This window comes from Streptodolium elevatio (assembly GCF_053592165.1).
Window position 1 is genome coordinate 239,623 of sequence record NZ_JBSFVE010000010.1, and the last position, 25,904, is coordinate 265,526.

17 protein-coding genes are annotated in these 25,904 nt (G+C 71.9%); 14 read left to right on the forward strand and 3 right to left on the reverse strand.

Annotation, left to right across the window (positions count from 1 at the left end):
- Window positions 1-57 precede the first annotated feature (57 nt).
- The 14 genes from ACWD12_RS20280 to ACWD12_RS20345 all read left to right on the forward strand — a co-directional run bounded on the left by ACWD12_RS20280 (window position 58) and on the right by ACWD12_RS20345 (window position 19,801).
- Window positions 58-1,335 (forward strand): hypothetical protein, encoded by a 1,278-nt coding sequence (locus ACWD12_RS20280; RefSeq protein ID WP_450100654.1) that lies wholly within the window; start codon window positions 58-60, stop codon window positions 1,333-1,335.
- A gap of 133 nt (window positions 1,336-1,468) precedes the next feature.
- A complete protein-coding gene (locus tag ACWD12_RS20285; RefSeq protein ID WP_450100655.1) occupies window positions 1,469-2,962 on the forward strand; it encodes a glycosyltransferase family 4 protein in 1,494 nt (497 codons plus the stop codon).
- Window positions 2,962-6,564, forward strand: a complete 3,603-nt coding sequence (locus ACWD12_RS20290) for a glycosyltransferase (RefSeq protein ID WP_450100656.1) — start codon at window positions 2,962-2,964, stop codon at window positions 6,562-6,564. Before ACWD12_RS20285 ends, ACWD12_RS20290 begins: the two co-directional genes overlap by 1 nt.
- Window positions 6,564-8,150, forward strand: coding sequence for a glycosyltransferase (locus tag ACWD12_RS20295; RefSeq protein ID WP_450100657.1), 1,587 nt, complete (start codon window positions 6,564-6,566; stop codon window positions 8,148-8,150). The genes ACWD12_RS20290 and ACWD12_RS20295 overlap by 1 nt, the downstream gene beginning before the upstream one ends.
- A gap of 17 nt (window positions 8,151-8,167) precedes the next feature.
- The gene (locus ACWD12_RS20300) at window positions 8,168-9,619 is read left to right on the forward strand and encodes a glycosyltransferase (RefSeq protein ID WP_450100703.1); all 1,452 of its coding nucleotides are present in this window, start codon (window positions 8,168-8,170) and stop codon (window positions 9,617-9,619) included.
- A 263-nt stretch (window positions 9,620-9,882) separates the two neighbouring features.
- Window positions 9,883-10,788 (forward strand): ABC transporter permease, encoded by a 906-nt coding sequence (locus tag ACWD12_RS20305; RefSeq protein WP_450100658.1) that lies wholly within the window; start codon window positions 9,883-9,885, stop codon window positions 10,786-10,788.
- Entirely contained in the window at window positions 10,772-11,638 is an 867-nt protein-coding gene (locus ACWD12_RS20310) for an ABC transporter ATP-binding protein (RefSeq protein WP_450100659.1), read from the forward strand. The genes ACWD12_RS20305 and ACWD12_RS20310 overlap by 17 nt, the downstream gene beginning before the upstream one ends.
- A 10-nt stretch (window positions 11,639-11,648) precedes the next feature.
- Window positions 11,649-12,797, forward strand: a complete 1,149-nt coding sequence (locus ACWD12_RS20315; RefSeq protein ID WP_358353285.1) for a glycosyltransferase — start codon at window positions 11,649-11,651, stop codon at window positions 12,795-12,797.
- A gap of 64 nt (window positions 12,798-12,861) precedes the next feature.
- Window positions 12,862-13,506, forward strand: a complete 645-nt coding sequence (locus ACWD12_RS20320) for an acyltransferase (RefSeq protein ID WP_358353346.1) — start codon at window positions 12,862-12,864, stop codon at window positions 13,504-13,506.
- A complete protein-coding gene (locus tag ACWD12_RS20325; protein WP_450100660.1) occupies window positions 13,506-14,594 on the forward strand; it encodes a DegT/DnrJ/EryC1/StrS family aminotransferase in 1,089 nt (362 codons plus the stop codon). The genes ACWD12_RS20320 and ACWD12_RS20325 overlap by 1 nt, the downstream gene beginning before the upstream one ends.
- Before the next feature lie 43 nt (window positions 14,595-14,637).
- A complete protein-coding gene (locus ACWD12_RS20330) occupies window positions 14,638-15,642 on the forward strand; it encodes a Gfo/Idh/MocA family protein (protein ID WP_450100661.1) in 1,005 nt (334 codons plus the stop codon).
- Window positions 15,643-15,800: 158 nt separating this feature from the next.
- A complete protein-coding gene (locus ACWD12_RS20335) occupies window positions 15,801-16,964 on the forward strand; it encodes a UDP-N-acetyl glucosamine 2-epimerase (RefSeq protein ID WP_450100662.1) in 1,164 nt (387 codons plus the stop codon).
- Window positions 16,965-17,121: 157 nt separating this feature from the next.
- Complete coding sequence (locus ACWD12_RS20340; protein WP_450100663.1) at window positions 17,122-18,429, forward strand: nucleotide sugar dehydrogenase; 1,308 nt, start codon at window positions 17,122-17,124, stop codon at window positions 18,427-18,429.
- A 34-nt stretch (window positions 18,430-18,463) separates the two neighbouring features.
- On the forward strand, window positions 18,464-19,801 hold the full coding sequence (locus ACWD12_RS20345; RefSeq protein ID WP_450100664.1) for a hypothetical protein: 1,338 nt from the start codon (window positions 18,464-18,466) through the stop codon (window positions 19,799-19,801).
- A gap of 161 nt (window positions 19,802-19,962) precedes the next feature.
- Here the strand turns inward: ACWD12_RS20345 and ACWD12_RS20350 are convergent, their stop codons facing one another.
- The 3 genes from ACWD12_RS20350 to ACWD12_RS20360 form a co-directional block, all read right to left on the reverse strand.
- Window positions 19,963-21,708 carry an LCP family protein gene (locus ACWD12_RS20350; protein WP_450100665.1) on the reverse strand — a complete coding sequence of 582 codons (1,746 nt, stop codon included), beginning with the start codon at window positions 21,706-21,708 and terminating at the stop codon, window positions 19,963-19,965.
- 66 nt (window positions 21,709-21,774) lie between these two features.
- Window positions 21,775-23,688 carry an LCP family glycopolymer transferase gene (locus ACWD12_RS20355; protein WP_450100666.1) on the reverse strand — a complete coding sequence of 638 codons (1,914 nt, stop codon included), beginning with the start codon at window positions 23,686-23,688 and terminating at the stop codon, window positions 21,775-21,777.
- Window positions 23,689-23,992: 304 nt separating this feature from the next.
- A complete protein-coding gene (locus ACWD12_RS20360) occupies window positions 23,993-25,864 on the reverse strand; it encodes an LCP family glycopolymer transferase (protein ID WP_450100667.1) in 1,872 nt (623 codons plus the stop codon).
- Window positions 25,865-25,904: the final 40 nt, after the last annotated feature.

Below are 25,904 nucleotides of genomic sequence, written 5' to 3' on the forward strand. Positions count from 1 at the left end.
CCGGACCACCCGCCCACCGCACTCCGCCCGTCCGCGAACGCAGGAAGACACGCCGCCATGACGTCACTCCGGGTTCTCTACGCTCCCCGCGACATCGCCGGGCAACCCAGCACCTGGGCCCGCGGAATGCGCGCGCTCGGCGTCCACGCGGAGGTGTGGAGCTTCGGCGAGCCGGCCTTCGGCATCGTGCCCGACCGGGTGTGGGACGCCGACCGCCTGCTCGCCGAACCCGAGTACCGCTGGCAGGTCCTCGACCACGCGGTCCGCAACTTCGACGTCTTCCACTTCCAGTACGGCCGCTCGCTCCTCAACGCCCACGAGCCGCTCCTGCCCGCCCTGTGGGACCTGCCCCTGCTGCGCTCGCTCGGCAAGAAGGTCTTCATGCACTGGCACGGCTCCGACGTGCGGCTGCGCAGCGTGCACATGGAACGGGAGCCCGACTCGTACCTGAAGGACGCGGTCGTCGACGAGGTGCGCATCCACGCCATGGTCGAGATCGCCCGGCGGCACAGCGACCGCATGTTCGTCTCCACGCCGGGCCTGCTCGACTACGTGCCGGACGCCGAACTGGTGCCCCTGGCCATCGACGCCGAGGCGTGGCGCACCGAGCGCGGGCCCGAACCGCGCGTGCCGGTCGTCGTGCACCTGCCCTCCAAGCGCGCCACGAAGGGCTCGCACCTGGTCGACGCCGCGCTGGCGCCGCTGCACGAGGAGGGCGTCGTCGAGTACCGGCCGCTGTCCGGGCTGTCGCACAGCCAGGTCAAGGCCGAGTTCGCGCGCGCCGACATGATCGTCGACAGCCTGACCATCGGCGACCACGGCATGGTGTCCGTCGAGGGCATGGCCTGCGGCGCGATCGCCATCGCGCACGTGCACGAGCGCAACCGCGCCCGGGTGCCCGGCTGCCCGGTGGTCGAGGCGGTCGGTGCCGACCTCGGGGACGTCGTACGCCGCCTCGCCGGCGACCCCGACGAACGCGCCCGCCTGCGCGCCGAATCGGTGGCCTGGGTGCACAAGCGCCACGATCTGGGCACGGTGGCACGGCAGTTGCTGGACGCGTACCGCGAACCGCCGGTCAAGGTGGTCGCCGACCGGCCCGACTGGCCGGTAGTCGAAGGCCGGGGCCGCATCACCGCCCTGGAGGCCGAGCTGTCGCGGCTGCGCCAGGCGCTGGGCCGCCAGGGCGACCGCGCCGCGACGGTCCCGCCGCGCTCGGTGCGCGACCGGATCGAGGACATCCCCCGCGTCCACCTGCTGGTGCGGCGCCTGGACGGGGCCCGCAAGCGCGCCCGGGTGAAGCTGGTCAAAATGGGCGCGCTGCGCAAGCGGTCCTGATCCCGGCGACGCCGCGCCCCGCGGCCCGCGCGCTGTCCCCGAGCGGAATCGCCGGGCGTGGCAAACTGACCGCGTGATCCGGGCCCACGCACCCGGCCTTGACCACCGCACAGTCGAGAGAGAGTGACCCGCAGTGCAGGGAGCAGAGCAGCGGCCGCGGCTCGCGGTCATGGTCGTCAGCAACTTCGTCGACGGCGACTCGCGCGTGCAGAAGACCGCGCGGTCGGTCGCCGAGGCCGGGTGGGACGTCGTGCTGCTGGGCCGGGCACGCGGAAACACCCGCGAGGAGTACACGATCGGCGACGCGCGGGTGATCCGCGTACCGCTGCGCATGACCGCCCAGACGTACCGCAAGGACAACCCGCCGCGCGGGGTCGCGGGACGCCTCGGCTACCGCTCCGGCGAGCAGGCGCGCATGCGCGTCGACGCGCGCCGCGCCCTGCGCGCCGACCTGGAGGTCGAGCGCCGCCTCGCCGCCCTCGGCGATGACGACCTCGCCGCCAAGCTGCGGCTTACCGGGCTGACCGCGGCCGACCGGGCGCGCGGCTACTGGATCGAGGCCCGGCGCAGGCTCTACGAACGGTCCGCGGCCAAGGCCAAGAAGCCGGGCGGGCGCACGCGCCTGGCCGTCGGCCTCGGCCGGGACGGCGGCGCGTGGCTCACGCAGCCCCAACTGGTCGACTTCGACACCGCGTTCGCTCCCGTGATCGCCGAACTCAAGCCGGACCTGCTGCACGCCCACGACTTCGACACCGTGGGACTCGTGGTGCGCGCGGGGCTCAAACTGCGCGGCACGGGGCACCCCGTGAAGATCGTCTACGACGCGCACGAGTACATCGCGGGCTGGGAGCGGCCGGGCGACCCCGCGTTCCGCCCGGCGATGGCCGCGCAGGAACGCAAGTACATCCGCCTCGCCGACGGCGTCATCACCGTCTCCGACGCCATCGCCGACCTGCTGGCCGCCGACCACGGCCTGGAAGTGCGGCCGACCGTGGTCTGCAACGCGCCGACCGTCGCCGAGCTGGCCTCGGGGGACGACGCGGACACGGTGCCCGACGTACGTGCCGCCGCCGGGCTCGGTCCCGACGTGCCGCTGATGGTGTACGCCGGGATGACCGCGCCCGAACGCTCGCTGGAGACCGCCGTCGCGGCCCTGCCGTCGTTGCCGGACGTGCACCTCGCGATGGTCACCGCACGCAACCCGTACGTCGACGCGCTGGAGCGGCAGGCCCGCGACCTCGGGGTGGCCGACCGGCTGCACATCCTGCCGTACGTCAAACCGCACCAGGTGGTGGGCCATCTCGCGGCCGGCAGCGTCGGCGTCGTGACGTCGCTGCACTCGCCGAACTACGAGCTCTCGCTCCCCAGCAAGTACTACGAGTACCTCAACGCCCGCCTGCCGCTGGTGGTGTCCGACCTGCGCACGGTCGGCGCGTTCACCCGGGAGCAGGGGATCGGCGAGGTGTTCCCGGCGGGCGACAGCGAGGCGTTCGCGGCCGGAGTGCGGGCGGTGCTCGCGGACCGCGACAAGTATGTGAAGCCCTACGACGGGGACCTGCTCGCCCGCAACACGTGGGAGGCCCAGGTGCCCGAACTGCTGGGACTGTACGAGCGGTTGGCGGGCTGATGGCGGCGTCCCGGCCCGCAGCCGCAGCCGCAGCCGTGCCGTCCGCCGCGGTGGCCGCCGTCCCCGCGCCCCGTGCGGCCGGCGCGCCGCCGCGCCTCGTACTGCTGCGCATGAACTGGATCACCGGCGACTCGCGCATCCAGAAGCTCGCGCTGGGGATGGCGGAGCGCGGCTGGGACGTCGTGGTGCTCGGGCGGTCGCGTACCGCGGCCCGGGAGGTGACCACGCTCGGCGACCCGGAGCGCGGTGCGGCCACGGTCATCCGTGTCCCGGTGCCCGCGGTGGTGGCCCCCTACCGCCGGTCGCGGCGCCTGCGCGGGGTGCTGGGCCGCATCGGCTTCCTGAGCCGCGAGGACGAGGTCGCCGACCGCGTCGCGGTCAACTTCCTGCGGCGCGAACAGGCCGCCGAAGAGGCCTTCGTCGAGACGCCGGCCGACCGCGTGCGGCACACCCTCAAGGGCGCGGGCGTGACCGCAGCGCGGGCCCGCCACATGGTGCGCCGCGAGGCCACCCGCCGACACGCCGCCCGTATGGCGCGCGTCGCCCGGCCGGGCGCGAAGGCCCGTGCGGTGGCCTACTCCTACCTCGCCGAGGGCTCCGGCTGGCGTGCCACACAGCCGCAACTGGTGGACTTCGAGGCCGCGTTCGGCCCGGAGATCGATGCGCTGCAACCCGACATCGTGCACGCGCAGGACATCACCGCGCTCGGTGTCGGCGCGCGGGCGGTCGAACGGGCGCGCCGCGCGGGCCGCAAGGCCGTGATGATCTACGACGCGCAGGAGTTCATCGCGGGCGCCGGCTACCCGGATCCGGAGCAGAAGGCCGCGTACGTCGGCCTCGAACGCGAACTGATCGCCCGCGTCGACGGCGTCGTGACCGTCTCCGACACCCTCGCCGACATGCTGCGGGACCGCTACGACCTGCGGGACCGCCCGACGGTCGCCACCAACGCGCCGCGCCTGACCCGGCCCACGGGCGGCACCGGGCGGGGCGTACGCGGCGCGGCCGGCCTGCCCGACGACGTCCCGGTGCTGGTCTACTCCGGCTGGCTCGCTCCGGAGCGCGGCGTCGACACCCTGGCCGAGGCGCTGGTGCGCCTGCCCGATGCGCACGTCGTCGTGGTCGCGGGCGACCGCCGCCCCTACTTCGCCGTGCTGGAGGCGCGCGTCGCCGAATTGGGGGTGGGCGACCGCTTCCACTTCGTGCCGTACGTCGACCCCGAGCAGGTCGTCGACCACCTTTCCTCCGCCACGATCGGCATCATCCCGCTGCGGCACCTGCCCAACCACGAGATCTCGCTGATCACCAAGTACTACGAATACATGCACGCCGGGCTGCCCATCGTCGTCTCCGACGTCAAGACGATGGCGGCCTTCACGCGCGAACTGGGCTGCGGCGAGGTGTTCGAGGCCGGCGACGCGGAAGGCCTCGCCGCCGCGGTCCGCAAGGTCCTCGCCGACCGCGAGCGGTACGTCAAGCCGTACGCCGCGGACGGGCTCCTGGAGGAGCACTCCTGGGACCGCCAGACCGAGAACGTCGCCGCGTTGTACGAGCGCCTCACCGGACTCGTGCCCGAACCGGTCGCGTCGGGCACGCTCGCGGCGGAACTCGCCGCGGGAGCGGCCGGATTCGCGGACCTGGCCGCCGACGCGCCGACGGTGGCACCGGCGGCGGCCGTCGCCGAAGGGCGCCCGCCGGCCGAGCTCACCGACGCCGCGGGCATCCCGGCCCCCGCCGCGCGCAGCGTGGTGCTCGTCGCGTCCGCGACCGGGGTACGCCGCGGCGTGGTCACCGCACTCGCCGACCGGGCGCGCGCCGAGGGCCATGACACCGTCGTCCTGGCCCCGGACCCCGACGGCCCGGGCGACAGCACCCGCCGCCCGCCGCAGGCCCCCGACGCCGCCCAAGTGCTCCTCGTCCCGGCGCCGCGCACCGTCGCCGCGGGCCGCGACCGCAGGCGCGGGACGGACGAGTCCGTGGCCCGTGCGGCCCGCACGTACGCGGAGTTCCTGGGCCGCAAGAGCAGTTCGTTGTTCGAGCGACTGCCGGACCTGCCCTCGGTCGGCTGGCGCGCCGCACTTCCCGAGGCGGTCGACACCGAGGTCGCGCTCGCGCCCGTGCTCGACGCGCTGGCTCCCGAAGTGGTGCACGCCTGCGACCCCGTGGCGCTCCTGATCGCCTCGCACGCGGCCGCCCGGGCGAAGAAGTCCGGACGCAAGCTGGTCGTCGAGTACCACCGCCCTGGCGCCGATCCGACGGGTCTTCCGGAGACCCAGGAGGCGCGCCGCGCGCTGCGCAGCCTCGAACGCCTCTGCACACCACGGGCGAACCGCGTGCACTCGACGCCCCCGACGCCGACGCCGGGCACTCGCGGGGCAGCAGGCAGTCCCGCCGCGTCGACCCAGGGGGCCGGTGCATCCGGGGCCGGGTCACCGACGTCCGCAGTCTCGGCGGACGCGGAATCGGTTGCGCAGGCGGTCACCGTGTCCTTCGGTTCGCAGCCGCGGTCCGTGGCGGCGGGTTCCCCGCCCGGCTCGGTGTCCCTGATGATCGGGCCCGCCAACATGGCCGGCCAGGGATGGGCCTGGGGGCAGGCCGCGGAGCGGCATCTCGGCGTACCGGCCGAGGTCTTCGCGTTGCGGCGCGAGGGCCCGCTGCGGTTCCCCGCCGACCGTTACCTCACCACCGCGGGCTGGGAGTCGGTGGACGTGCACCTCGCGTTGCGGCGGCACGCCGTGCGTACGGCAACGCACGTACTGCTCGAATCGGGACTGCCGTTGACCGGCAAGGCCGCGCGGTCGGGGCGTTTCTCCGGGGACGCCGACGTGCTGCGCGACGCGGGGATCGCCGTGGGGCTGGTGTTCCACGGATCCGATGTGCGCGACCCGCGCCGGCACCGCGAACTCTACGCCGAGTCGCCCTTCGCCGATCCGAACAGCCAGGTGTCGCAGGACCTTCAGCCGCGTTACGACGCGCGCATGCGCGATGTGGCCGACTGGGACGGACCGGTCTTCGTCTCGACCCCCGACCTGCTCGACTTCGTCGTCGAACGGTGGCCGCACGCGGTGTGGCTGCCCGTCGTGGTCGACCTGGCCGCGTGGCGCCCCGGCGACGAACCGCTGCGCCGCGACAAGCCCGTTGTGCTGCACGCCCCTTCGCGCGGCACGCTGAAGAGCTCCCCGGTCGTGGACGCCGTCGTCGGCGACCTCGCCGCGCGCGGCCTGGTCGAGTACCGCCGCGTCGAAGGGGTCCCGCCGACCGATATGCCCGCGCTCGTGGCGGACGCCGACATCGTGATCGACCAACTTGCGATCGGGAACGTCGGCGTCCTCGCCGCCCAGGCGATGGCCGCCGGGCGCGTCGTCGTCGGACACGCGGCGCCCAGCGTCCGCGAGCGCTTCACCGGCGGAGTGCCGCAGGTCGAGGCGACCCCGCAGACGCTGCGCACCGTGCTGACCGGGCTGCTCGACGAGCGCGACGCGGCCCGCGAAGTCGCGGCCCGCGGGCCCGCGTTCGCGGCGGCCCACCATGACGGCCGCCGGTCCGCGGCGGCACTCGCTTCCTTTCTCGCCAGGCATGCACCACCCCAGGGAGAGACCTGATGGCCGAAACGGAATCCGTCGTGACCGAGGGCGGGGCTGACGCGGGCGACGCGGGCGAGACGGCCGAGGCGGTGCCGGAGAACGCGCGGCGTGCGCTGCCGCGCGTCGTCCTGACGGCGGATGCCCCGGTGGGCAAGGCCGGGCCGGAGATCTCGGCAGGGCGCGCGCTCGCCGACGCCGGCAACTACGTGCTGCTCGCGGCGCCCGCCGAGGCCGCCGAGGTGTCCACGACGGCCGCCGTGTCGGACACGGGCGTGCTGCGTGTGCTCAATGTGCCGGTGGATGCCGATGCGGCCGCCCAGATCTCGGTGGCCCGCTCGAACGTCGCGGCGCTGGCCGGCTCGGGCCTGGTGACGGGACTGCGCCGCAAGCTGGCCCGCCGCAAACTCGCCGCGGTGCGCGACCGGGTGTGGCAGGCCGCGGCCGCGGACGCGCGGTGGGGGGAGCGGTGCGAGGCGGCGTTCCGGCCGTACGCCGAGGCGTTCGCACCGGTCGCGCAGGCGCCTGTCGGGCAGGCCGCGACCGTCGACGCCAAGGGCGCCGTACCCGAGGGCGTGGTGTTGGGCGTCGGGCCCACCAACATGGCCGGGCAGGGCTACGAGTGGGCGCGCGCCGTGGAGCGCCGGCTGCCGGGAGTGCGTGCGGAGACGTTCACCCTCAGCTCCGGCAACACCTTCGGGTTCGCTGCGGACCGCACCATCTCGACGGACGACTGGCTGTCGCGCACCTGGCAGTTGGGGCAGCTGGCCTACGTCCTCGACAACTACTCGCACGTGCTGGCGGAGTGCGCGATGCCGCCGTTCGGCAGGCTCAACGGCCCGTGGGCGAACTTCGACCTCGCCGAACTGGCCGCCGCCGGGGTGGCGGTGGGGCTCGCGTTCCACGGCTCGGAGATCCGCGACCCGGCCGCGCAGCGCGCCCGGGTGCCGTTCTCGCCGTTCGACCCCGACCACGAGCTCACACGTGCGCTGCAGAGCAAGGTGGACCGGTTGGGGCCGGTCGTCCGGGCCATGGACGTACCGAAGTTCGTGTCGACGCCCGACCTGCTGCACGACGTCCCGGACGCGGCCTGGCTGCCGGTCGTCGTGGACCCGCAGGTGTGGGCCACCGACAAGAAGCCGCTCCGCCGGGAGCGGCCCGTGGTGGTGCACGCCCCGTCCAGCCCGTTCACCAAGGGCACCGGGCTGATCGAGCCGGTCGTCGAGGAGATGCACGACGCGGGGCTGATCGAGTACCGCCGGATCAAGGGCGTGCGGGCGTCGGAGATGCCCGCGCTGCTGGCCGACGCGGACATCGTGCTCGACCAGTTCGTGTTCGGCTCGTACGGCGTCATGTCCGTACAGGCGATGGCGGCCGGCCGCGTCACCGTCTGCTACCTGCACGAGTCGGTCACCGAACACCTGCCCGACGACGTCCCCATGGTCAACGCCGACCCGGATACGCTGGGAAGCGAGCTGGAACGCATCCTCGCGGAGCGCGACGAGGCCGGGAAACTGGCGGCGCGGGGACCGGCTTATGTCCGCGACAACCACGACGGCACCCGCAGCGCGCGCGTCCTCGCCGAGTTCCTGGGGGTCACACCGTGACACGGCCTCGCGTGGCCATGCTGGTGGCCAACGACATCACGCGGGACTCCCGCGTGCAGAAGGTCGCGTACTCGGCGGCCGAGGCGGGCTTCGACGTCCTGCTGCTCGGCTACGACGCGAACGCGCCCGCGGTGCCGACCAGGACGACGCACATCGGTGCGGCGCGGGTCGTGCGGACCGGGCTGTCCAACCGCTTCAAGCTGAAGTCCGAGCAGTACGCGCACGCCACCGCGCCGGCCGACCGGGCCAGGGCGGGCGCGCTTCGCGCGGCGAGCTTCGCGACCCGCATGGACTACAAGGCGCGCCGCCGCCTGATGAAGAGCGTCAAGGAGCCGGGCACCGGTGGTCCCGGGGTCAAGGACAAGGCCAAGGAGACGCTCTGGAAGGTCTACATCCGCGACGGTGACTGGCGGCGTACCGCACGTCACCTGCTGCTCCTGGAGGACGCCTGGAGCGCCGTGGTGGAGGACTTCCGGCCGGACGTGATCCACGCGCACGACATGCACACCCCGGGCATCGGTGTCCGGATCGCCGACCGCATCGCGCGCGCGGGGGGCAAGCGCCCCAAGGTGGTGTACGACGCCCACGAGTACGTCGAGGGCGTGCACATGCCGACCCAGCGGAAGCTGGCGTACACGGGCCTGGAACGGGAGTTCGTGCGCCGCGCGGACGCCGTCGTGACGGTGTCGCCGACGCTCGCCGACATGCTGCTGGAGAAGTACGCGCTGCGCACCCGGCCGACCGTCGTCGCCAACGCGCCGATGGTGGACCTCGATCCGGGCGCGGAGCAGGACAAGGTCACCGGGATACGGGAGACCATCGGCCTGTCCGACGAAGTGCCGCTGCTGGTCTACAGCGGGGCCATCTCGCCCGCCCGTGGCGTCGACATCATGGTCGAGGCGCTGCCGTTGCTGGACGGTGTGCACGTGGCCGTCGTGTGCGGTGACAGGAAAGACCCCTATGTCCGTTCGTTGGTCGCTCGTGCGGGTGAACTTGGCGCGGGCGACCGGATCCACACGGTTCCGTACGTCGCGCCGCACCAGGTCCCGGAGTTCCTTTCGTCGGCGACCATCGGCGTGATCCCGATCCTGCACACCGTGAATCACGAGATCGCACTGATCACAAAGTATTACGAGTACATGCACGCCAAACTGCCCATCGTGGTCTCCGATGTGGAGGCGATGGCGGACAAGACGGTCGAACTCGGGTGCGGCGAGGTGTTCGCGGTGCGCACGACCGACGAAGTGGCGGACGCCGCTTTGCGCAAGCGGGACGCGGAAGCCTTCGCGGAAGCGGCCGGCAAGGTCCTGGCGGACCCGCGGAGCTACGCCGCGGCGTACACTGAATCGCTTCTGGCCGAGAACTCTTGGGAGGGCCAGGCGAGTGTCCTCGTGGCGCTCTACGGCGCGCTTGCGGGCCGGGCTCCGGAGCCTCTGCCGGGACACCGCCCGTTCGCCGAAGCGGAGTGATCCGGGAACCAAGTGAGCTGCCAGGGACGACTGTGACGCTGAGGAGTGTGCATGATCCGGATGGTCCGCGATCGATGGGCGATCAAGGAATCCGGTAACCTCGGCGGCGCCGCCGCGCGGCCGTCCGAACGTCGGGACGTCCGTGTGTGCTCCGACCACAGCCCCCGACCGGTATCACCGGTATCGTCGGTATCCACCCGTACGGAGCGGTTCGCGGTCGTCAGTTCCGAGGGGTGTACCCCGCAGCCGAGGAGAAGCCGGTAGTGGCGGTCATGGATGCCGAGGCGCAGGTGGCGAAGAAGAGCCGTGCGGCCGAGAGCGTGCCAGTGCACGTATACGAGCCGTACACCGCTCACCTGCCTCCGCTCAAGACGTATATGCACGACCTGGGGCAGCGGAGACGCTTTGCGTACCGCATGGCCCACGCGACCCTGAAGGGCCGCAACTACGAGACGGTGTTCGGGCAGCTGTGGCTGGTGATCAACCCGCTGCTGCTGGCCGCCGTCTACTTCATGCTCGTGACGGTCCTGACCGGATCGCACGAGGGCGGGGCGATGAAGGGCTTCACCCTCATCCTCTGCGGCTTGTTCTCGTACTACTACACGCGCAACATCGTGCAGCTGTCGTCGACGTCGATCACCGGCGGCGGCAAGATGATCATGAACATGGCGTTTCCGAAGGCGTTGCTTCCGCTTTCCTCGCTGTTCTCGTCCTTCATGATGTACTGGCCGACGCTCGTGGTGTACGCCATCGCGCACTTCGCCGCCGGGCGCTCCGTCGGCATCGCGTTCACCTGGCTGATCCCCATTTTCGTGATCCAGACCGTGTTCAGTTTCGGCTGCGGCCTGTTCTTCGCGGCGATGGCGGTCTACTTCCGCGACACCGCGAGCCTCCTGCCGTACGCGCTGCGGATCTGGATCTACCTGTCGCCGGTGCTGTTCACCGTCGAGCAGGCCAGGGAGAAGCTCGCGGGCAACGAGTGGCTGCTGTGGATCTTCAAGGTCAACCCGCTGTACCCGATCATCGGTTCCTGGAACCAGGTCATCCTGGAGAACCGGGCGCCCGACGGGATGCTCATGTTGTACGGCACGGCCTGGGCGGTCGTGGCCCTGTTCGGTGGAGCCTGGTTCTTCCTGTCCCGGGAGCGTGAATTTGCCTACCGCATCTGACCCCGAGGTCCTGGAGCCCGCCGTGTCCGACGCCGCCGCCCCGGGCGAGGCCGCCGGTCCCGCCCGTCCCGACCCGCGCGACCAGCCGCTCGCGGTCAAGGTCGAGAACCTGGCGATCACCTACCGCACCTCGGTCGAGAAGGTGCCGACGCTCAAGAGCGCGATCAAGCGCGTGGGCCGTCGCGAGCGGATGATCAAGGAGATCGAGGCGGTCAAGGACGTCTCGTGGAGCATCAACCACGGCACGGTGCTCGGCGTGGTCGGTGCCAACGGCGCCGGCAAGTCGACCATGCTGCGCGCCATCGCCGGCATCCTGCCGCCCACCCGGGGCCGCATCGAGGTGCACGGCCGGGTCAGCACCCTGCTCGCGCTGGGTGTCGGCTTCAACAGCCAGCTCACCGGGCGCGAGAACGTCATCCTCGGCGGTCTCGCGCAGGGCAAGAGCGAGGCGGACGTGCAGGCCAAGTACGAGGAGATCGCGGACTTCGCGGAACTGGGCGAGTTCATGGACATGCCCATGAAGTCCTACTCGTCCGGTATGTACCAGCGCCTGGCGTTCTCCGTCGGCGTGCACATGGACCCGGACATCCTGCTCGTCGACGAGGCACTCTCGGCGGGCGACGCGCGGTTCAAGCGCAAGGCCGCCGCCAAGATGGACGAACTGTGCCGGGCGGCAAGGACGATCATCCTTGTCAGCCACGGCATGGCATCGGTGCGCGAGATGGCGAACCACTGCCTCTGGTTGCACAAGGGGAAGCTGATGGACCAGGGCGACCCGGAGACGATCATCGGGGAGTACATGCGCTTCCTCGAGGTCGGCGAAGAGGCGTTCGCGATGGAAGACGTCTGATCCAGAGGCCATGACCGACGCCACCAGCGAGACCAGCAGTGCGGCCGGCCGCACGCCGGGTGACCGCACCCCGATCGACGTCAGCATCATCAGCTCGGGCCACGACGTCGCCGACGCGCGACTGCACCGCACCGCGGCGGCCCTCATCCGGGCGGGCCTGACCGTCGAGGTCATCGCCCTCGGCGACCCGGCCGGCGGACCGCTCGGCGCGCGCATCGTCTCGCTCGGTGCGCGCGGCGGCGCCATCGACCGGGCCCGCCGCGACCTGACCGTGCCCTTCAAGGCACGTGGCAAGGTCGTCATAACCCTGGACCCCGACCTGGTCCCGACCGCCGCCGCCGCCCGGCTGCTGCGCCGCGGCCGACTCGCGGTCGACGTGCACGAGGACTACCTCAAACTGCTGCGCGACCGCCCGTGGGGCAGCAGTTGGAAGGGGCGGGCCGGGGAGTCCCTGGTCCGCCTGTGCACGGCCGTCACCGGCCGCGCCGACCTCACCGTGGTGGCCGACGACCACGTACCGCCGCTCGCCGCGCGCAGCCGCCTGGTGGTCAAGAACCTCCCCGACATGGGCTACCTGCCGGAGCCCGGGGAACTCGACCCCACCCCCCGCGCCCTGTACATCGGCGACGTGCGCCGCTCGCGCGGGCTGGCCACGATGCTCGCCGCTGTCGAGGCCGCGGACCCGTGGGAGCTCGACATAGTCGGCCCGGTCGCCGGCACCGACAAGGTGTGGCTGGAGGAGTGGCGCCGGTCCTCGCCGGCCGCCAAGCGGGTCCGGCTGCACGGCCGGCTGTCGCCGGAGGCGGCGTGGCGGTTCGCCCGCGGCGCGTGGGTGGGATTCGCACTGCTCGACGACACGCCCGCATTCCGCGAGGCGGTCCCCACAAAGCTGTACGAATACCTGGGAAGCGGACTCGCCGTGGTGGCGACCCCCCTCCCGCGTATGGCTAGGATCGTGGGCGAGTCCGGGGCGGGTCGGGTTGTCCGCGACGCCGAGGACGCGGGGCGGGTCCTGCGCGACTGGGCCGACCACCCCGAGGAGCTTTGCGTGATGCGCGAGGCCGCACTCGAGTGGACCGCTCGCCATCTCGCCGGGGTGTCACCCTCCGACGAACTCGCCCGCACCATAAGTGATCTTGTCCGTGCCGCCGAGCGCTGACCCTGACGAGACTGAGGAGCGCTGAGTGGAGTCCACGGGCACCGACCCTTCCGCTGCAAGCGTCATGCCGAGCGCCGATGTCGACGACCGGGCCAAGATCGGTGCCGGGACGATCATCTGGCACCTCGCGCAGGTGCGTGAGGGTGCCGTGCTCGGCTCGGGCTGCATCATCGGCCGCGGCGCGTACGTCGGTCCCGACGTGCAGCTCGGCGACAACGTGAAGCTGCAGAACTACGCGCTCGTCTACGAGCCCGCCCGGCTCGAGGACGGGGTCTTCATCGGCCCCGCCGCCGTGCTGACCAACGACGTGTATCCTCGCTCGGTCAACCCGGAGGGAACCCTCAAGCGCGGGGGTGACTGGGACGCCAAGGGCGTCACCGTGCGGACCGGCGCCGCGATCGGCGCGCGCGCCGTGCTCGTCGCCGGCGTCACCGTCGGGCGCTGGGCGCTGGTCGCCGCGGGCGCCGTGGTGACACGCGACGTACCGGACTACGCGCTGGTCGCCGGGGTGCCGGCGAAGCGCGTGAAGTGGGTGGGCAAGGCCGGGCTCCCGCTGGTCGAGGAGCAGGCCGAGGCGGAGCAGCAGGTCGAACAGCAAACGGGGGAGCACCGCGGCGGCCAGACCCCGGTCGCGCGGCGTTGGGTGTGCCCGGAAACCGGTGCGCGCTATATCGAGATCGACGAAACCCTTTCGGAGGTAACCCCCTGATGGCCGGAACCATCCCCGCCGCGGCGCCGTTCTTCGGCGCGGAGGAGCGTGAGGCGGTCGACCGGGTGCTGCGCAGCGGCATGGTCGCCCAGGGTCCCGAGGTCGCGGCGTTCGAGCAGGAGTTCGCGCAGATCGTCGCCGGCCGTACCTCGGTCGCGGTCAACTCCGGAACCTCCGGCCTGCACCTGGCCCTGATCGCCATGGGCGTCGGCCCGGGCGACGAGGTGATCGTGCCGTCGTTCAGCTTCGCGGCGACCGCCAACGTCGTCGCGCTGGTCGGCGCGACCCCGGTCTTCGTGGACGTCGAGCCGGACCACTTCTGCATCGACCCGGCCGCCGTCGAGGCCGCGATCACGTCGCGCACCGCCGCGATCATGCCGGTCCACCTGTACGGCCACCCCGCCGACATGGTGCGCCTGGGCGAGATCGCCGAGCGCCACGGCCTCGCGATCATCGAGGACGCCTGCCAGGCGCACGCCGCCGCACTGCACGGCACCCCCGTGGGCGCCTTCGGCAAGACCGCGGTCTTCAGCCTGTACCCCACCAAGAACATGACCTCCGGTGAAGGCGGCATGGTCGTCACCGACGACCCGGAGATCGCCCGCAAGCTGCGCCTGCTGCGCAACCAGGGCATGGAGAAGCGGTACGAGAACGAGGTCGTCGGCTTCAACATGCGGATGACCGACCTGCACGCGGCGATCGGCCGCGTCCAGCTCGGCCGCCTCGCCGGCTGGACCGAGCAGCGCCGCGCCAACGCCGCGTACCTCGACGCCGGCATCGCCGGGTCGGGCATCGTCACCCCGGCGGTCGCGGCCGGTGCCACGCACGTCTACCACCAGTACACCGTCCGGGTGTCCGACGAGGCGTTCCCCGGCGGCCGCGACGCGTTCGCGGCGCGCCTCACCGAGCGCGGCGTCGGCAGCGGCGTCTACTACCCGGTGCCGATCCACCGCCTCCCGTCCTTCGGCCTGACGCTGGACCTGCCGGAGACCGAGCGGGCGGCCCGCGAGGTCCTGTCGCTGCCGGTGCACCCGTCGCTGTCCGAGGGCGACCTCAAGACCGTCGTCGAAGCGGTGGTCGGACAGTGAGCGGGCACAGCCGGACCACCGGTCAGAGCAGTGAGGAAACGGCATGAGTCCTGAGACGGCACCGCTCCGCGCCGGCCTGATCGGGCTCGGCATGATGGGTCGCCACCACGCCCGGGTCCTGCGCCGCCTGGCGGGCGTCGAACTCGTCGGTGCCGCGGACCCGATGGGCGACCCGCACAGCGCGGCGCAGGGCGTACCGCGCTTCGACACCGTCGAGCAGCTGATCGACCTGGGCATCGACTACTGCGTGGTCGCCGCCCCGACGGCGTTCCACGAGAAGCTCGGGCTGACCCTCGCGAACGCCGGCGTGCACGCGCTGGTCGAGAAGCCGCTCGCGCAGGACGTCGCGTCGTCGCGCAAGGTCGCCGAGGCCTTCGAGGCTGCCGGCCTGGTCGGCGCGGTCGGCCACATCGAGCGCTACAACCCGGCACTGCAGCAGCTGCGGGCGCGCCTGGAGGACGGCCAGCTGGGCAGCGTCTACCAGGTGGTCACGCGCCGCCAGGGGCCGTTCCCGAACCGCATCTCGGACGTCGGCGTGGTCAAGGACCTCGCGACGCACGACATCGACCTGACCGCGTGGGTGACCGGGCAGGCGTACCGCTCGGTGTCCGCGCGCACGGCGTACAAGAGCGGTCGCGACTTCGAGGACCTGGTGGCCGTCGTCGGCCAGCTCGCCGACGGCACCGTCACCAACCACCTGGTGAACTGGCTGTCGCCGATGAAGGAGCGGGTCACGATAGTGACCGGCGAGCGCGGCTGCCTGATCGCGGACACGCTGAACGTCGACCTGACGTTCCACAACAACGCCGAGATGATGACGCAGTGGGAGGCGCTGTCGAACTTCCGCGGCGTGTCCGAGGGCGACATGATCCGGTACGCGATCTCCAAGCCCGAGCCGCTGCAGACCGAGCACGAGGCGTTCCGCGACGCGGTCCTCGGCAAGGACTCGGACATCGTCACGATGCGCCAGGGCCTGGTCAACGTCGTCGTCGCGCAGGCGATGCTCGACTCCGCGTCCGAGGGCGTCACGGTCTCCGTGGAGTCCTGACCCGGGAAGCACGACACATCGGCGGCCGCGGATCACCGCGGCCGCCGATGGTGTTTCCGGTGCACGCGTTGCGTGCGCCGCGTGCCGAAACGACTGCGGAGCGTACCCGCACTCCGCCGTGGTCCGGGAGCACCGAACCGGCGTCGTACGCTGGCTCCGTGAAGGTCATCAGCGTCGTCGGCGCCCGCCCCCAATTCGTCAAGCTGGCCGCGGTGGCCGAGGCGTTCCGCGGCACCGGCCACGAGCACCGCATCGTGCACACCGGCCAGCACTACGACGCCGACCTCTCCGACGTCTTCTTCGCCGACCTGCGCATCCCCAAGCCGGACGTGCACCTCGGCATCGGCTCCGGCGGGCACGGCGCGCAGACCGGCGCGATGCTCGCGGCGCTGGACGACGTGCTGCTCGGCGACACGCTGTTCGGCGGGGAACGCCCGGACTGGGTGCTCGTGTACGGCGACACCAACTCCACTCTGGCCGCCGCGGTGTCCGCCGTGAAACTGCACCTGCCGCTCGCGCACCTGGAGGCGGGCCTGCGCTCGCACAACCGCCGGATGCCCGAGGAGCACAACCGCGTGCTCACCGACCACGCCGCGGACCTGCTCCTGGCCCCCACGGACCTCGCGGTGCGCAACCTCGCGGGCGAGGGCCTCGCCGAGCGCACCGTGATGGTGGGCGACGTGATGACCGACATCCTGCTGCGGGTGCGCGACGCGGTGGACGGCAAGCCGCTCGAACTGCCGGGCGAGGACGAGCCGCGCGCCGCGGCGCCGGCCGGGACCGTGGGTGGCGCGGGCGCACCGGACCTGTGGCAGGACCGCGGCCTCGCCGACGAACTCGGCGGCCGCGGCTACCTCGTGGCGACCGTGCACCGCGCCGAGAACACCGACGACCCGGATCGGCTGCGCACCATCGTCGAAGGGCTGGCGGCCCTTCCGCTGCCCGTGCTGCTGCTGGCGCACCCGCGCCTGCGCGACAAGGCCGCCGCCGCCGGGATCCCGCTGCGGCAGGGCTCGCTGCGGGTCACGCGGCCGCTGCCGTACCCGCAGATGGTCCGCGCGGTGCTCGGCTCGCGCGGCGTGGTGACCGATTCCGGGGGGCTGCAGAAGGAGGTCTTCCTGCTGCGCCGCCCGTGCACGACGCTGCGTACCGAGACGGAGTGGCCGGAGACCCTCGACGGGGGTTGGAACCGGCTCTGCCCCGACCCCGCCGGTCTGGCCGACACCGTCCTGCGGGACACCCCGGTGCCGGTGACCGGGCACCCCTACGGCGACGGCCACGCCGCCGAGAAGGTCGTCGCCGCGCTGGCCGACCGCACCTGAGCCGACCCGCCCCACGTACGCGCCCCGCACCGACCGCGCGCCGGGGCATCATCCGCGAGCGGCCCCGACCAGCGGCTTCGACCCCGGGGAAATGCGGCCGGTACGCTGGCCGCACCGGATCACCGTCTGGACCACCTCGACCGAAGGTTTGCGCATCGTGAAGATCTGTGTCGTCGCGCTCGGGAAGATCGGCCTCCCGCTTGCCGTGCAGTTCGCTGCCAAGGGCCACGAGGTGGTCGGCGCCGACGTCAACGCCGCCACGGTCGAAATGGTCAACAAGGGAGTCGAGCCCTTCCCCGGCGAGGCGGAGCTCGACGTGCGGCTGCGCAAGGTCGTCGAGTCCGGTGCGCTGACCGCCACCACGGACACCACGGCCGCGGTCGCGGCGAGCGACTACGTCGTGGTCGTCGTGCCGGTCGTCGTGGACGCCGAGGCGCGCCCCGACTTCCGTGCCATGGACGCCGCCACGGCGGCGATCGCGGCGGGCCTCAAGCCGGGCACGCTGGTGTCGTACGAGACCACGCTGCCGGTGCACACCACCCGCGAGCGCTTCCTGCCGCAGCTCGAGGCCGCGTCCGGCCTGACCTGCGGCACCGACTTCTTCCTGTGCCACAGCCCGGAACGCGTGCTGACCGGCCGCATCTTCGCCGACCTGCGCCGCTACCCGAAGCTGGTCGGCGGTGTCGACGAGGTCAGCGCCAAGAAGTCCGTCGAGTTCTACGAGGCGGTGCTCGACTTCGACGAGCGGCCGGACCTCGCGCGCGGCAACGGCGTGTGGGACATGGGCAGTGCCGAGGCGGCGGAGCTCGCCAAGCTCGCGGAGACGACGTACCGCGACGTGAACATCGGGCTGGCGAACCAGTTCGCGCGCTTCGCGGACTCGGTGGGCATCGACATCTACGCGGTGATCGAGGCGTCCAACTCGCAGCCCTACAGCCACATCCACCGCCCCGGCGTCGCGGTCGGCGGGCACTGCATCCCGGTCTACCCGCGCTTCTACGCGTTCAACGACCCGGACGCCACGATCGTCAAGGCGGCCCGCACCACCAACGCCGGCATGCCGGGCTACGCGGTCGGCCTGCTGGACGGGATGCTGTCGGGCGGCGGCGGGACGGGACTGCGCGGGGCGCGCGTCGCGGTGCTGGGTGTCACGTACCGGGGTGCGGTCAAGGAGACCGCGTTCTCCGGGGTGTTCCCGGTCGTGGAGGCGCTGCGCGCGGCGGGTGCCGAGGCACTGGTGTCCGACCCGATGTACGCGGACGACGAGATCACCGCGCTGGGTCTGGCGCCCTACCACGCGGGGGACGCGGTCGACGCGGTCATCGTGCAGACCGACCACGCGGAGTACCGCACGTTGTCCGCCGAGCAGTTCCCCGGCGTACGCGCACTCGTGGACGGCCGACGGGTCACCGACCCGGACCTGTGGGCGGGAGTCGCCCGCCGCACCATCGGCGGCGGTCGCTGATCCACCCACGAGAGTTCGGGGTAGCCACGTGAAGGTGAACGCGGGCAAGGTGGCCGCGGGCGGCATCGCCGCCGCGATGCTTGCGGTCCTCGGCGTCGTGGCCGTCCAGGCCGAGGAAGTCTCGTCCTGCTGGCAGGACTTCGACACGCTGACCGACAACGAGGTCTTCCCGGACGCCTTCACGGTGCGGCTCGTCGACACGTACGACGACGAGGCCCTGCGCGCCGCCAACGCCGACCCCGGCTTCGACGCCGCCGCGGCGTTCAAGGGCGACGCGGCCTTCGGCGGCCCGGTGTGGACCATCGCCGCGCCCGGGCCGAACCCGACGTTCACCGACCAACTCGGCCTGCTGGCCGCGCGCGGCGGCGCCGACCCCGGCGACCTGGCGATGTACGAGGGACGCAACGGCAAGCGCCACTGGATGCGTTCGGCCGTCGAGCCGGCGGACTTCTTCATGAAGAACCTGCGGGCGCTCACCTTCGTCCCGCAGTCGGACGGCTCCACGCGCGTGATGGGCGCCGACGCCCGCTCCGGCTACCTCCAGTGGTGCGCCGAAGTGCCGCTCGGTCCGACCGGCGACCGCCCGGACCAGGACACCGGGTGGGCCACCGGCACCACCGGAAACGGCCGTACGGTCATGATGGTCGGCCAGGCGAAGGGCGCCAAGGCCGGCATTTCCGCCATCGCGACGCAGGACGTCGTGACCGGCAAGGTGACCCGCAGGTGGACCGTCGAGGGCACCTGGACCGACGTCGCCTCCGACGGCAAGCTCGTGTACGTGGCCGCGCCGGGTGCGGTCGCCGCATTCAGGCCGGGTGCGGCGACGCCGGTCTGGCGGGCCGAGGTCCCGGCCGGCGGCGAGGCGGCCTTCCGCTCGGTCGCCGACGGCCAGGTCCTCGTCGCCACGCGCCCCGCGGGAGGCGGGCCGGGAGCGGTCACGGCGTTCGACGCGACCGGCCGCCGGGTGTGGTCGGTCGGCGGCTCCGATCCGCAGGACGCGATCGTGTCGGGCGGTGTCCTGGCGCTGCACGAGACGCGCGGCGGCGCGGCCGGGGTGGCGGCGTACCGCATCGCCGACGGAACGCCCTTGTGGTTCAGCGCTGTTCCCGACCTGAAGACGCTGGCCGACGGCGGCACCGACGGCACCCTGCTGTACCTGCCGGGCGCCGGCGGCCCCCGCGTCCTCCGCCTTGCGGACGGCACCACGCAACCGACCACCCTGACCGCCCCGGTGGACCGCATCCTGGTGAGCGGGCAGCGCATCGTCGTCCAGCGCACGGTGTCACCGGAGTTGGCGTGGACGATCGCGTACCTGACCCCGAAGGCCCAGGCCGATTCCGGCACCCCGGCCGAGGACCCGCGTCAGCGCTGAGCAGTCCGCTGCGAGCACCGCCGAGGCGTCGAGGCGGTTGAGAAACCGAGGTCTGCTGAAACGCCGAGGTCCGCAACTGCGCCCGTTTCCGGGGCGGTTGCGGACCTCGGTGCTGCCGCCGGTGCTTCCGCCGGTGCTTCCGCCGGTGCTTCCGCCGGCGGTCAGCCGCCCTTCGAGTACTTCGTCTTGATGCACGACGTGTTGTCGGCGGTGTTCAGCTTCATGTCCTCGCTGGACGGCGGCGTCACCGTGGCGGGCGGCTTCGAGGACGCGGGGGCCTTGGACGACGAGGCGGGGGCCTTCCCGGTCGGGTCCTTGTCGTTCAGCCCGGGGAAGTCGAGGCCGATGACGATCTCGAACTGCTTGGCCGTCGCGCTCTCCTCGATCGCGGTCTCCGTCAGACCCACGGCGGTGGCGAGCTGCTTCGCGACGTCGGCCTTGCCCTTGGGGTACACGACCGAGCTGTTGGCCTGCTCGGTGCTCTTCGTCCGGTCGACCGTCGCGACGTACTTCTTGGCGACGAGCTGGTCCACGACCGTCTGCGCCTTGGGCACCGTGGTGGTGTTGCGCACCGAGACCTTGACGGCGGCCGGGTCGACCGTCGGCGGCGCCGGGGCCACGGAGGTCGGCGCGGCCGGGCCCGAGGCGGGCGGAGCGGGATCGCCCTTGGTGACCGCGACGTCGTTGCGTACGGCCGTCCACAGGTTGGTGGCCGCGGGCTGCTTGGCCTGGACGTGGACCTTCGGATTCTCGTTCGGCACGTCCATGACGGGCAGCGTGGTGAAGGCCATGCGCTTCTCGGGGACCTTCTTGATCTCGTTGCCGAGCGCGACGAGCTTCTCGATGCGGTTCAGCCCTTCGTCGACCGTGATGTTGCCGGTCGCGGCCTGGGCTATCTTGAAGATCGCGGCCGGGTCCTTCCACGTGGCGCTGGTCTTGATCTCGCGCGCCAGCGCCATCAGGAACGACTTCTGCGCCTCGATGCGGGCCAGGTCGCTTTCCCCGTAGAAGCCGTGGCGGGCGCGCAGGAACTGCAGGGCCTCCTCGCCCTTCAGTGTGTGCGGCCCGGCCTTGAGGTCGAGGCCGGTGCCCTGCCCGGTCTTCTTGGGGTCGTACAGCCGGTCGCAGAGATTGATCGGCACGCCGCCGACCGCGCTCGTCATCTGCTTGACGCCGTTGAAGTCGATCATCATCCAGTGGTTGATCTTCACCCCGAGCATGCGCTCGACCGTCGCCACCGTGCACGGCGGCCCGCCCGGCTTCAGCAGGGTCGCGTTGAACGCGAAGTTCTCCTGGGCGGGCTGCACTTTGTCGTTGTCGAGCTTGCAGGCGGGGCGGTACACGAGGGTGTCGCGCGGGATGCTGACCACCGTCGCGTTGGAGCGGTCCGCCGACAGGTGCAGCAGCAGCGTCGTGTCGGCGGTGCCTTCCTTGCCCTTGGCCCCGTAGCCAGAGTTGCCCTCACCGACACGTGAATCGGAGCCTATGAGAAGGATGTTCATCGGCGTGCGGCCGAACTCGTCCTCGGCCGCCTCGGGGACCTTGTCCACCGAACCGCTGAGGTCGTCGGTCTTGATCCGGCTGTTGAGGTACTCGTAGTAGCCGTACGCCCCGCCCACGAGCACCACAAGCAGCACGGCGACGCTGATCGCGGTCACCTTGAGCCGGCGCTTGACCTTGCTCTTGGGCGGCGGCCGTCGTGTGGAGCGCCGGGACGGCGGCGTGGCGTCCGGTGCCTCGGTCGGCTCGACCGTGACCACCTTCGCGTCCTCGATCTCCTCCGGAGTCTTCATCCGGTAGGCGCCGGTCTCCTCGTCCATGATCCACAGGTCGGCGACGTCCGCGTCGTCCATCGCGCCGAGTTCGCTGCCGCGTCCGTCCCGCGCGCGTCCGTGCCCCGAAGCCATGCCGTGCGTCCTCTCCCCGGCGCCGTGCCTGAACGACCGCCTGGTGCTGTCTTGCCGTTTCTGGCGCTACCTCTTTTTGCCTGTGGAGATACAGGCCGTGTTGTCGGCGGTGTTCAGCTTGATGTCCGCGGAAGGCGGCACGATCACCGGGGCAGGCGGCGGCGTCGGCTTGCCCGCGGACGCGGCCGGGATCTTCGCGGTGGGCGAGGTGAGGTCGGGGAAGTCCGAGCCGATGATCAGCTCGAAGGTGCTTCCGGCGGTGGTGTTCTCCTCGACGGCGGTCTCGGGAAGGCCCACGGCGCGGGCGAGTTGCCTCGCCGCGTCGATCTTGCCCGCCGGGTACTTCACGACGCTGTTGTCCCGCGGGCGGCTGTCGTCGGTCGGCACCGAGGACGCCTGGTACTTCAGCGCCTTCAGCTGGTCGGCGACGGCCTTGCCCTTCGAGGCCTTGGTCGTGTTGTGGACCGTGACCCGGATGGTCGCGGGGTCCACGGTCGCCACCGGTACGGGCGGCGGCGCCGCGACGGAGGCCGTCGGGGCGGGTGCGGGGGCGCCGGCCGTGACGGAGGTGTCCGTCTCCAACGCCCGCCACAGCCGGTCGGCATCCGGCTGGCGCGGCTGGACCCAGGCGTCCGGGTTGCCCGGGTAGGGCTCGACGGGGAGCGTGGTGAAGGCCATGCGCTTCTCGGGGACCTTCTTGATCTCGTTGCCGAGCCCGGCGAGCTTGTCGATGGTGCCCAGGCCCCGGTCGACCTGGAGGTTGTCGACCGCGGCGTTGGCGATGTCGAACACCGCCTTGGGGTTGCTCCACTTCGCGTTGCTTTTGATCTCGCGCGCGAGGGCCATCAGGAAGCTCTTCTGCGCCTCGATGCGGGCCAGGTCGCTGCCGTCGCCGAACGCGTGCCGGGCGCGCAGGAATTGCAGGGCCTCCTGGCCCGCGAGGCGCTGCTCGCCGGCCGGCAGGACGAGGCCGGTGCCGCCCTGCTTGTTGGGCAGGACCGGGTCGTTGATCGCCTCGCAGAGGTTGATCGGCACGCCGCCGACGGCCTTGGTCATCTCCTTGACGCCGTTGAAGTCGATCATCAGGTAGTGGTCGACCTGGACGCGGAGCATGCGCTCGACGGTCGCCACCGTGCACGGCGCACCGGGCTCGCCCACGAGAGTGCTGTTGAACTGCACCTTGCCGTTGGACGCCGGCTGGACCTTGTTGCCGCCGTCGTACTTGCACGCGGGCCGGTCGACCATGGTGTCGCGCGGGATGCTGACCATCGTGGCGTTCGAGCGGTCCGCCGACAGGTGCATGAGGATCGTGGTGTCGGCCAGGCCCGGGTGCCCCGCTTCGCCGCCGATTTGGTTGCCCTTGCCGAGCCGGGTGTCCGAGCCGATGAGGAGGACGTTGAGCGGTCTGCGGCCGAACGGGTCCGCGGCCGACTTCGGGATGTCCTCGACCGAAGCGGTCCGGTCGGTCTTCTTGATGCGGCTGTTGAGGTACTGGTAGTACCCGTAGGCCCCGGCCGCCAGCCCGACGAGCACGGCGGCCAGGCCTATCGCGGTCCACTTGAGGCGCTTCTTGGCCTTGCTCTTGGGACGGCGCGGTGGAGACGCGGGCTGGGTCTGCGGCTCGGGGTCGGCGTCGGGAGCGGTACGCGGCGGTACGACCGTACGCGAGCCGGGTCCGCCCGCGGCAGTCACGCCATTCACGCCATTCGCAGCATTCGCGGCATTGGCGGCGGAGTCGCGGTACAGGCCGTCGAACGGGTCGTCTTCGGCGGAGGGTCGCCCCGGTCGCCCCGGCGCACCGGCGCCCGCCGCGGGGGTGGCCGCCGCCGCGTCGCCTGCCATCGAGGCGTCGGGAGTGCGGAGCCGGTAGTGGCCGGTGTCCGGGTCCATCACCCACAGGTCGGCCACATCGGCGTCGTTCAGCGCGTCGAGGTTGTGGTCCCCGCGCCCGCCCGGCCTGGGCCCGTTGCCTGTGCTCACGACCCGCTTCCCCTCCCGATTGCCCGAGCGGCAGCGCTCGACGGCTGTGTGTCCGACGACTGGTTCGCGACCGCTGGACCCGGGCAGCCCCCCGGCCACGGTCTGATGGTCGAACCGTGTTCTCGGCTGCTTGCCGGCCTGCGTACGAAACAGTCACCCTAGCGGGCGAGTTCGCGCCGCTGTGCGCCTGTCCTCAAACCTGCCATATCAAGATTGGGGCGAAATGTTGCGAGATCGCCCAATGCTGCGCGTTGCTGACCGGCCGATGTCAACTTTCCTTTCGAATTCTGTACGTCGGCAGATCTCAAGTGCAGGTGTCCTCATCCACGGTCCGGCCGGTCACCGTGACTATCGGACCGGCCGGAACCGGCTGCGTCGCGGACGGTGACGGCGGAGCCGTGGCCGCCCCGCTGCCCGGCGGGCCGGTGGTCGGCCCCGGGTCACCGGCGGTGGCGGTGGCGGTCGGGACCGTGCCGGTCGGGACGGCGCCCGTTGGGACGGCGCCGGTCGGGGTGGTGAAGGTGTCGGTCGGGTTCGGGGCTGCCGGGGTACCGCCGTCCGGCGCTCCGGTTCGCGCCGGCGTACCCGAGGGCTGAGACGTCGTGCGCCGCCCCGGCGGTTGCGTCGTTCCGGACGATGGTTCGACCGGCTCGGCCGCGGGCTCGTCGGCCGGTGCGGGCGCGTCGATGCGGACGCTGCCGCCGGGCTCGAGCAGCGTGCCCGGGTCGGCCTTTCCGACGGCGACCCGGTCGTACCGGATCGCGGTGAACAGCGCGTCGGCGTCGGGCTGCACGAGCTCGTCGCGGTTCGTGTCGTAGCGGTACTGCTGCCGCGGCACGGTCAGGAAGGCCGACTTGTCCGACGGGATGTTCGAGACGCTCTTGGAGAGATTGGTCAGCTCGTCCAGCGAGTCGAGGCCGGGGTCGGCGGTGATGGAGCTGGTGCCGGCGTCCAGCAGGTCGTACAGCTTCTTGGGGTTGAACAGGACGCCGTTGGATTTCACCTTGTTCATCAGCGACGCGAGGAAGCGCTGCTGCCGCACCATGCGCTGGGTGTCGCTGCCGTCGCCCAACTCCTTGCGGGCGCGGACGAACGCGAGCGACTGCTCGCCGTTGAGCTTCTGCAGCCCGGCGCCGAGGTCGAGCTTCGCGTCGTAGTCGCGCAGCGGTTCGGACAGGCACACCTCGACGCCGTCGACCGCGTCGACCATGCGCTTGAAGCCGGTGAAGTCGATGACGATGTGGTGGTTTATCTGCACCCGCGTCATCTGCTCCACGGTCTTGATCGTGCAGGCCGAGCCGCCGATCTCGAACGCGTGGTTGAACTGGTCCTTGTACGCCGCCGACACCGAGCCGTCGTCGCGCACGCAGGATGGGATCTGCACCATCAGGTCGCGCGGGATGCTCACCGCGACCGAGCTCTTCCGGTCGGCGGAGAGGTGCAGAAGGATCGTCGTGTCGGAGCGCCTGGTGGTGTCGTAGATGTTGCCGTACTTGACGTTTGCGCCGGAGCGGTCGTCGGAGCCCATCAGGAGGATGTTGACGGCGCCGTACGCCTCCGGCATCACCTTGGGCCGGTAGGGGCCGATCTTCTCGGTGACTTCCTCGGAGGTGATCTGGTTGTCGAGGCGCCGGACCAAGACGTACGCGGACGTCACCGCGCCGGCCGCCAGGACCGCCATCGTCAGCGCCATGCTCACCAGCACGCGGCGCACCCGGCGCCGACGGCGCTTGGGTGCGGGGGTGACGGGCGGGGCGGGCGGCAGCAGTTCGCCGAGAAGCGCGGGCTCGCCGGCGGCCGCCGGGACGACTTCGGCGGGGCCGTCGGAGCCGACGGCGTCACCGGCTACGGCGTCAGTCGCCACGGGGTCACTCTCTACGGCGTCGCTCGCCACGGCGTCACTGTCTCCTGAGGCGCTGTTGCCCGCGTCGCCGTGCGGGGAACTGCTGTCCGCGGAGCCGCTGTCCGCGGAGCCGCCGTCCTTCGAGTCGCCGTCCCCGGCGTCACCCTGTTCGGCGTCACCCGGCCCGGCATCACCCTGCGCGGTGTCGTCCTTCTCGGCGTCGTCCTCGGCGGTGTCGTCCGCCCCGGGCCGGACCGGCGGAGCGGTCGGCCCGTCCGGCCCCGGATCGGGGACCGGACCCGACGCGCTCTGGTCCTTTTTGCCTTTGCCCACGAGGTTTCCGCTCCCTGCCACGCGATATGGATCGGCCCCC

Excerpts from the sequence above, each read along its gene's own strand:
- ACWD12_RS20290 (WP_450100656.1), top strand. The coding sequence starts at position 2,962 with ATGGCGGCGTCCCGGCCCGCAGCCGCAGCCGCAGCCGTGCCGTCCGCC.
- ACWD12_RS20350 (WP_450100665.1), bottom strand. The coding sequence starts at position 21,708 with ATGGCTTCGGGGCACGGACGCGCGCGGGACGGACGCGGCAGCGAACTC.
- ACWD12_RS20315 (WP_358353285.1), top strand. The coding sequence starts at position 11,649 with ATGACCGACGCCACCAGCGAGACCAGCAGTGCGGCCGGCCGCACGCCG.
- ACWD12_RS20295 (WP_450100657.1), top strand. The coding sequence starts at position 6,564 with ATGGCCGAAACGGAATCCGTCGTGACCGAGGGCGGGGCTGACGCGGGC.
- ACWD12_RS20320 (WP_358353346.1), top strand. The coding sequence starts at position 12,862 with ATGCCGAGCGCCGATGTCGACGACCGGGCCAAGATCGGTGCCGGGACG.
- ACWD12_RS20280 (WP_450100654.1), top strand. The coding sequence starts at position 58 with ATGACGTCACTCCGGGTTCTCTACGCTCCCCGCGACATCGCCGGGCAA.
- ACWD12_RS20330 (WP_450100661.1), top strand. The coding sequence starts at position 14,638 with ATGAGTCCTGAGACGGCACCGCTCCGCGCCGGCCTGATCGGGCTCGGC.
- ACWD12_RS20300 (WP_450100703.1), top strand. The coding sequence starts at position 8,168 with ATGCTGGTGGCCAACGACATCACGCGGGACTCCCGCGTGCAGAAGGTC.
- ACWD12_RS20325 (WP_450100660.1), top strand. The coding sequence starts at position 13,506 with ATGGCCGGAACCATCCCCGCCGCGGCGCCGTTCTTCGGCGCGGAGGAG.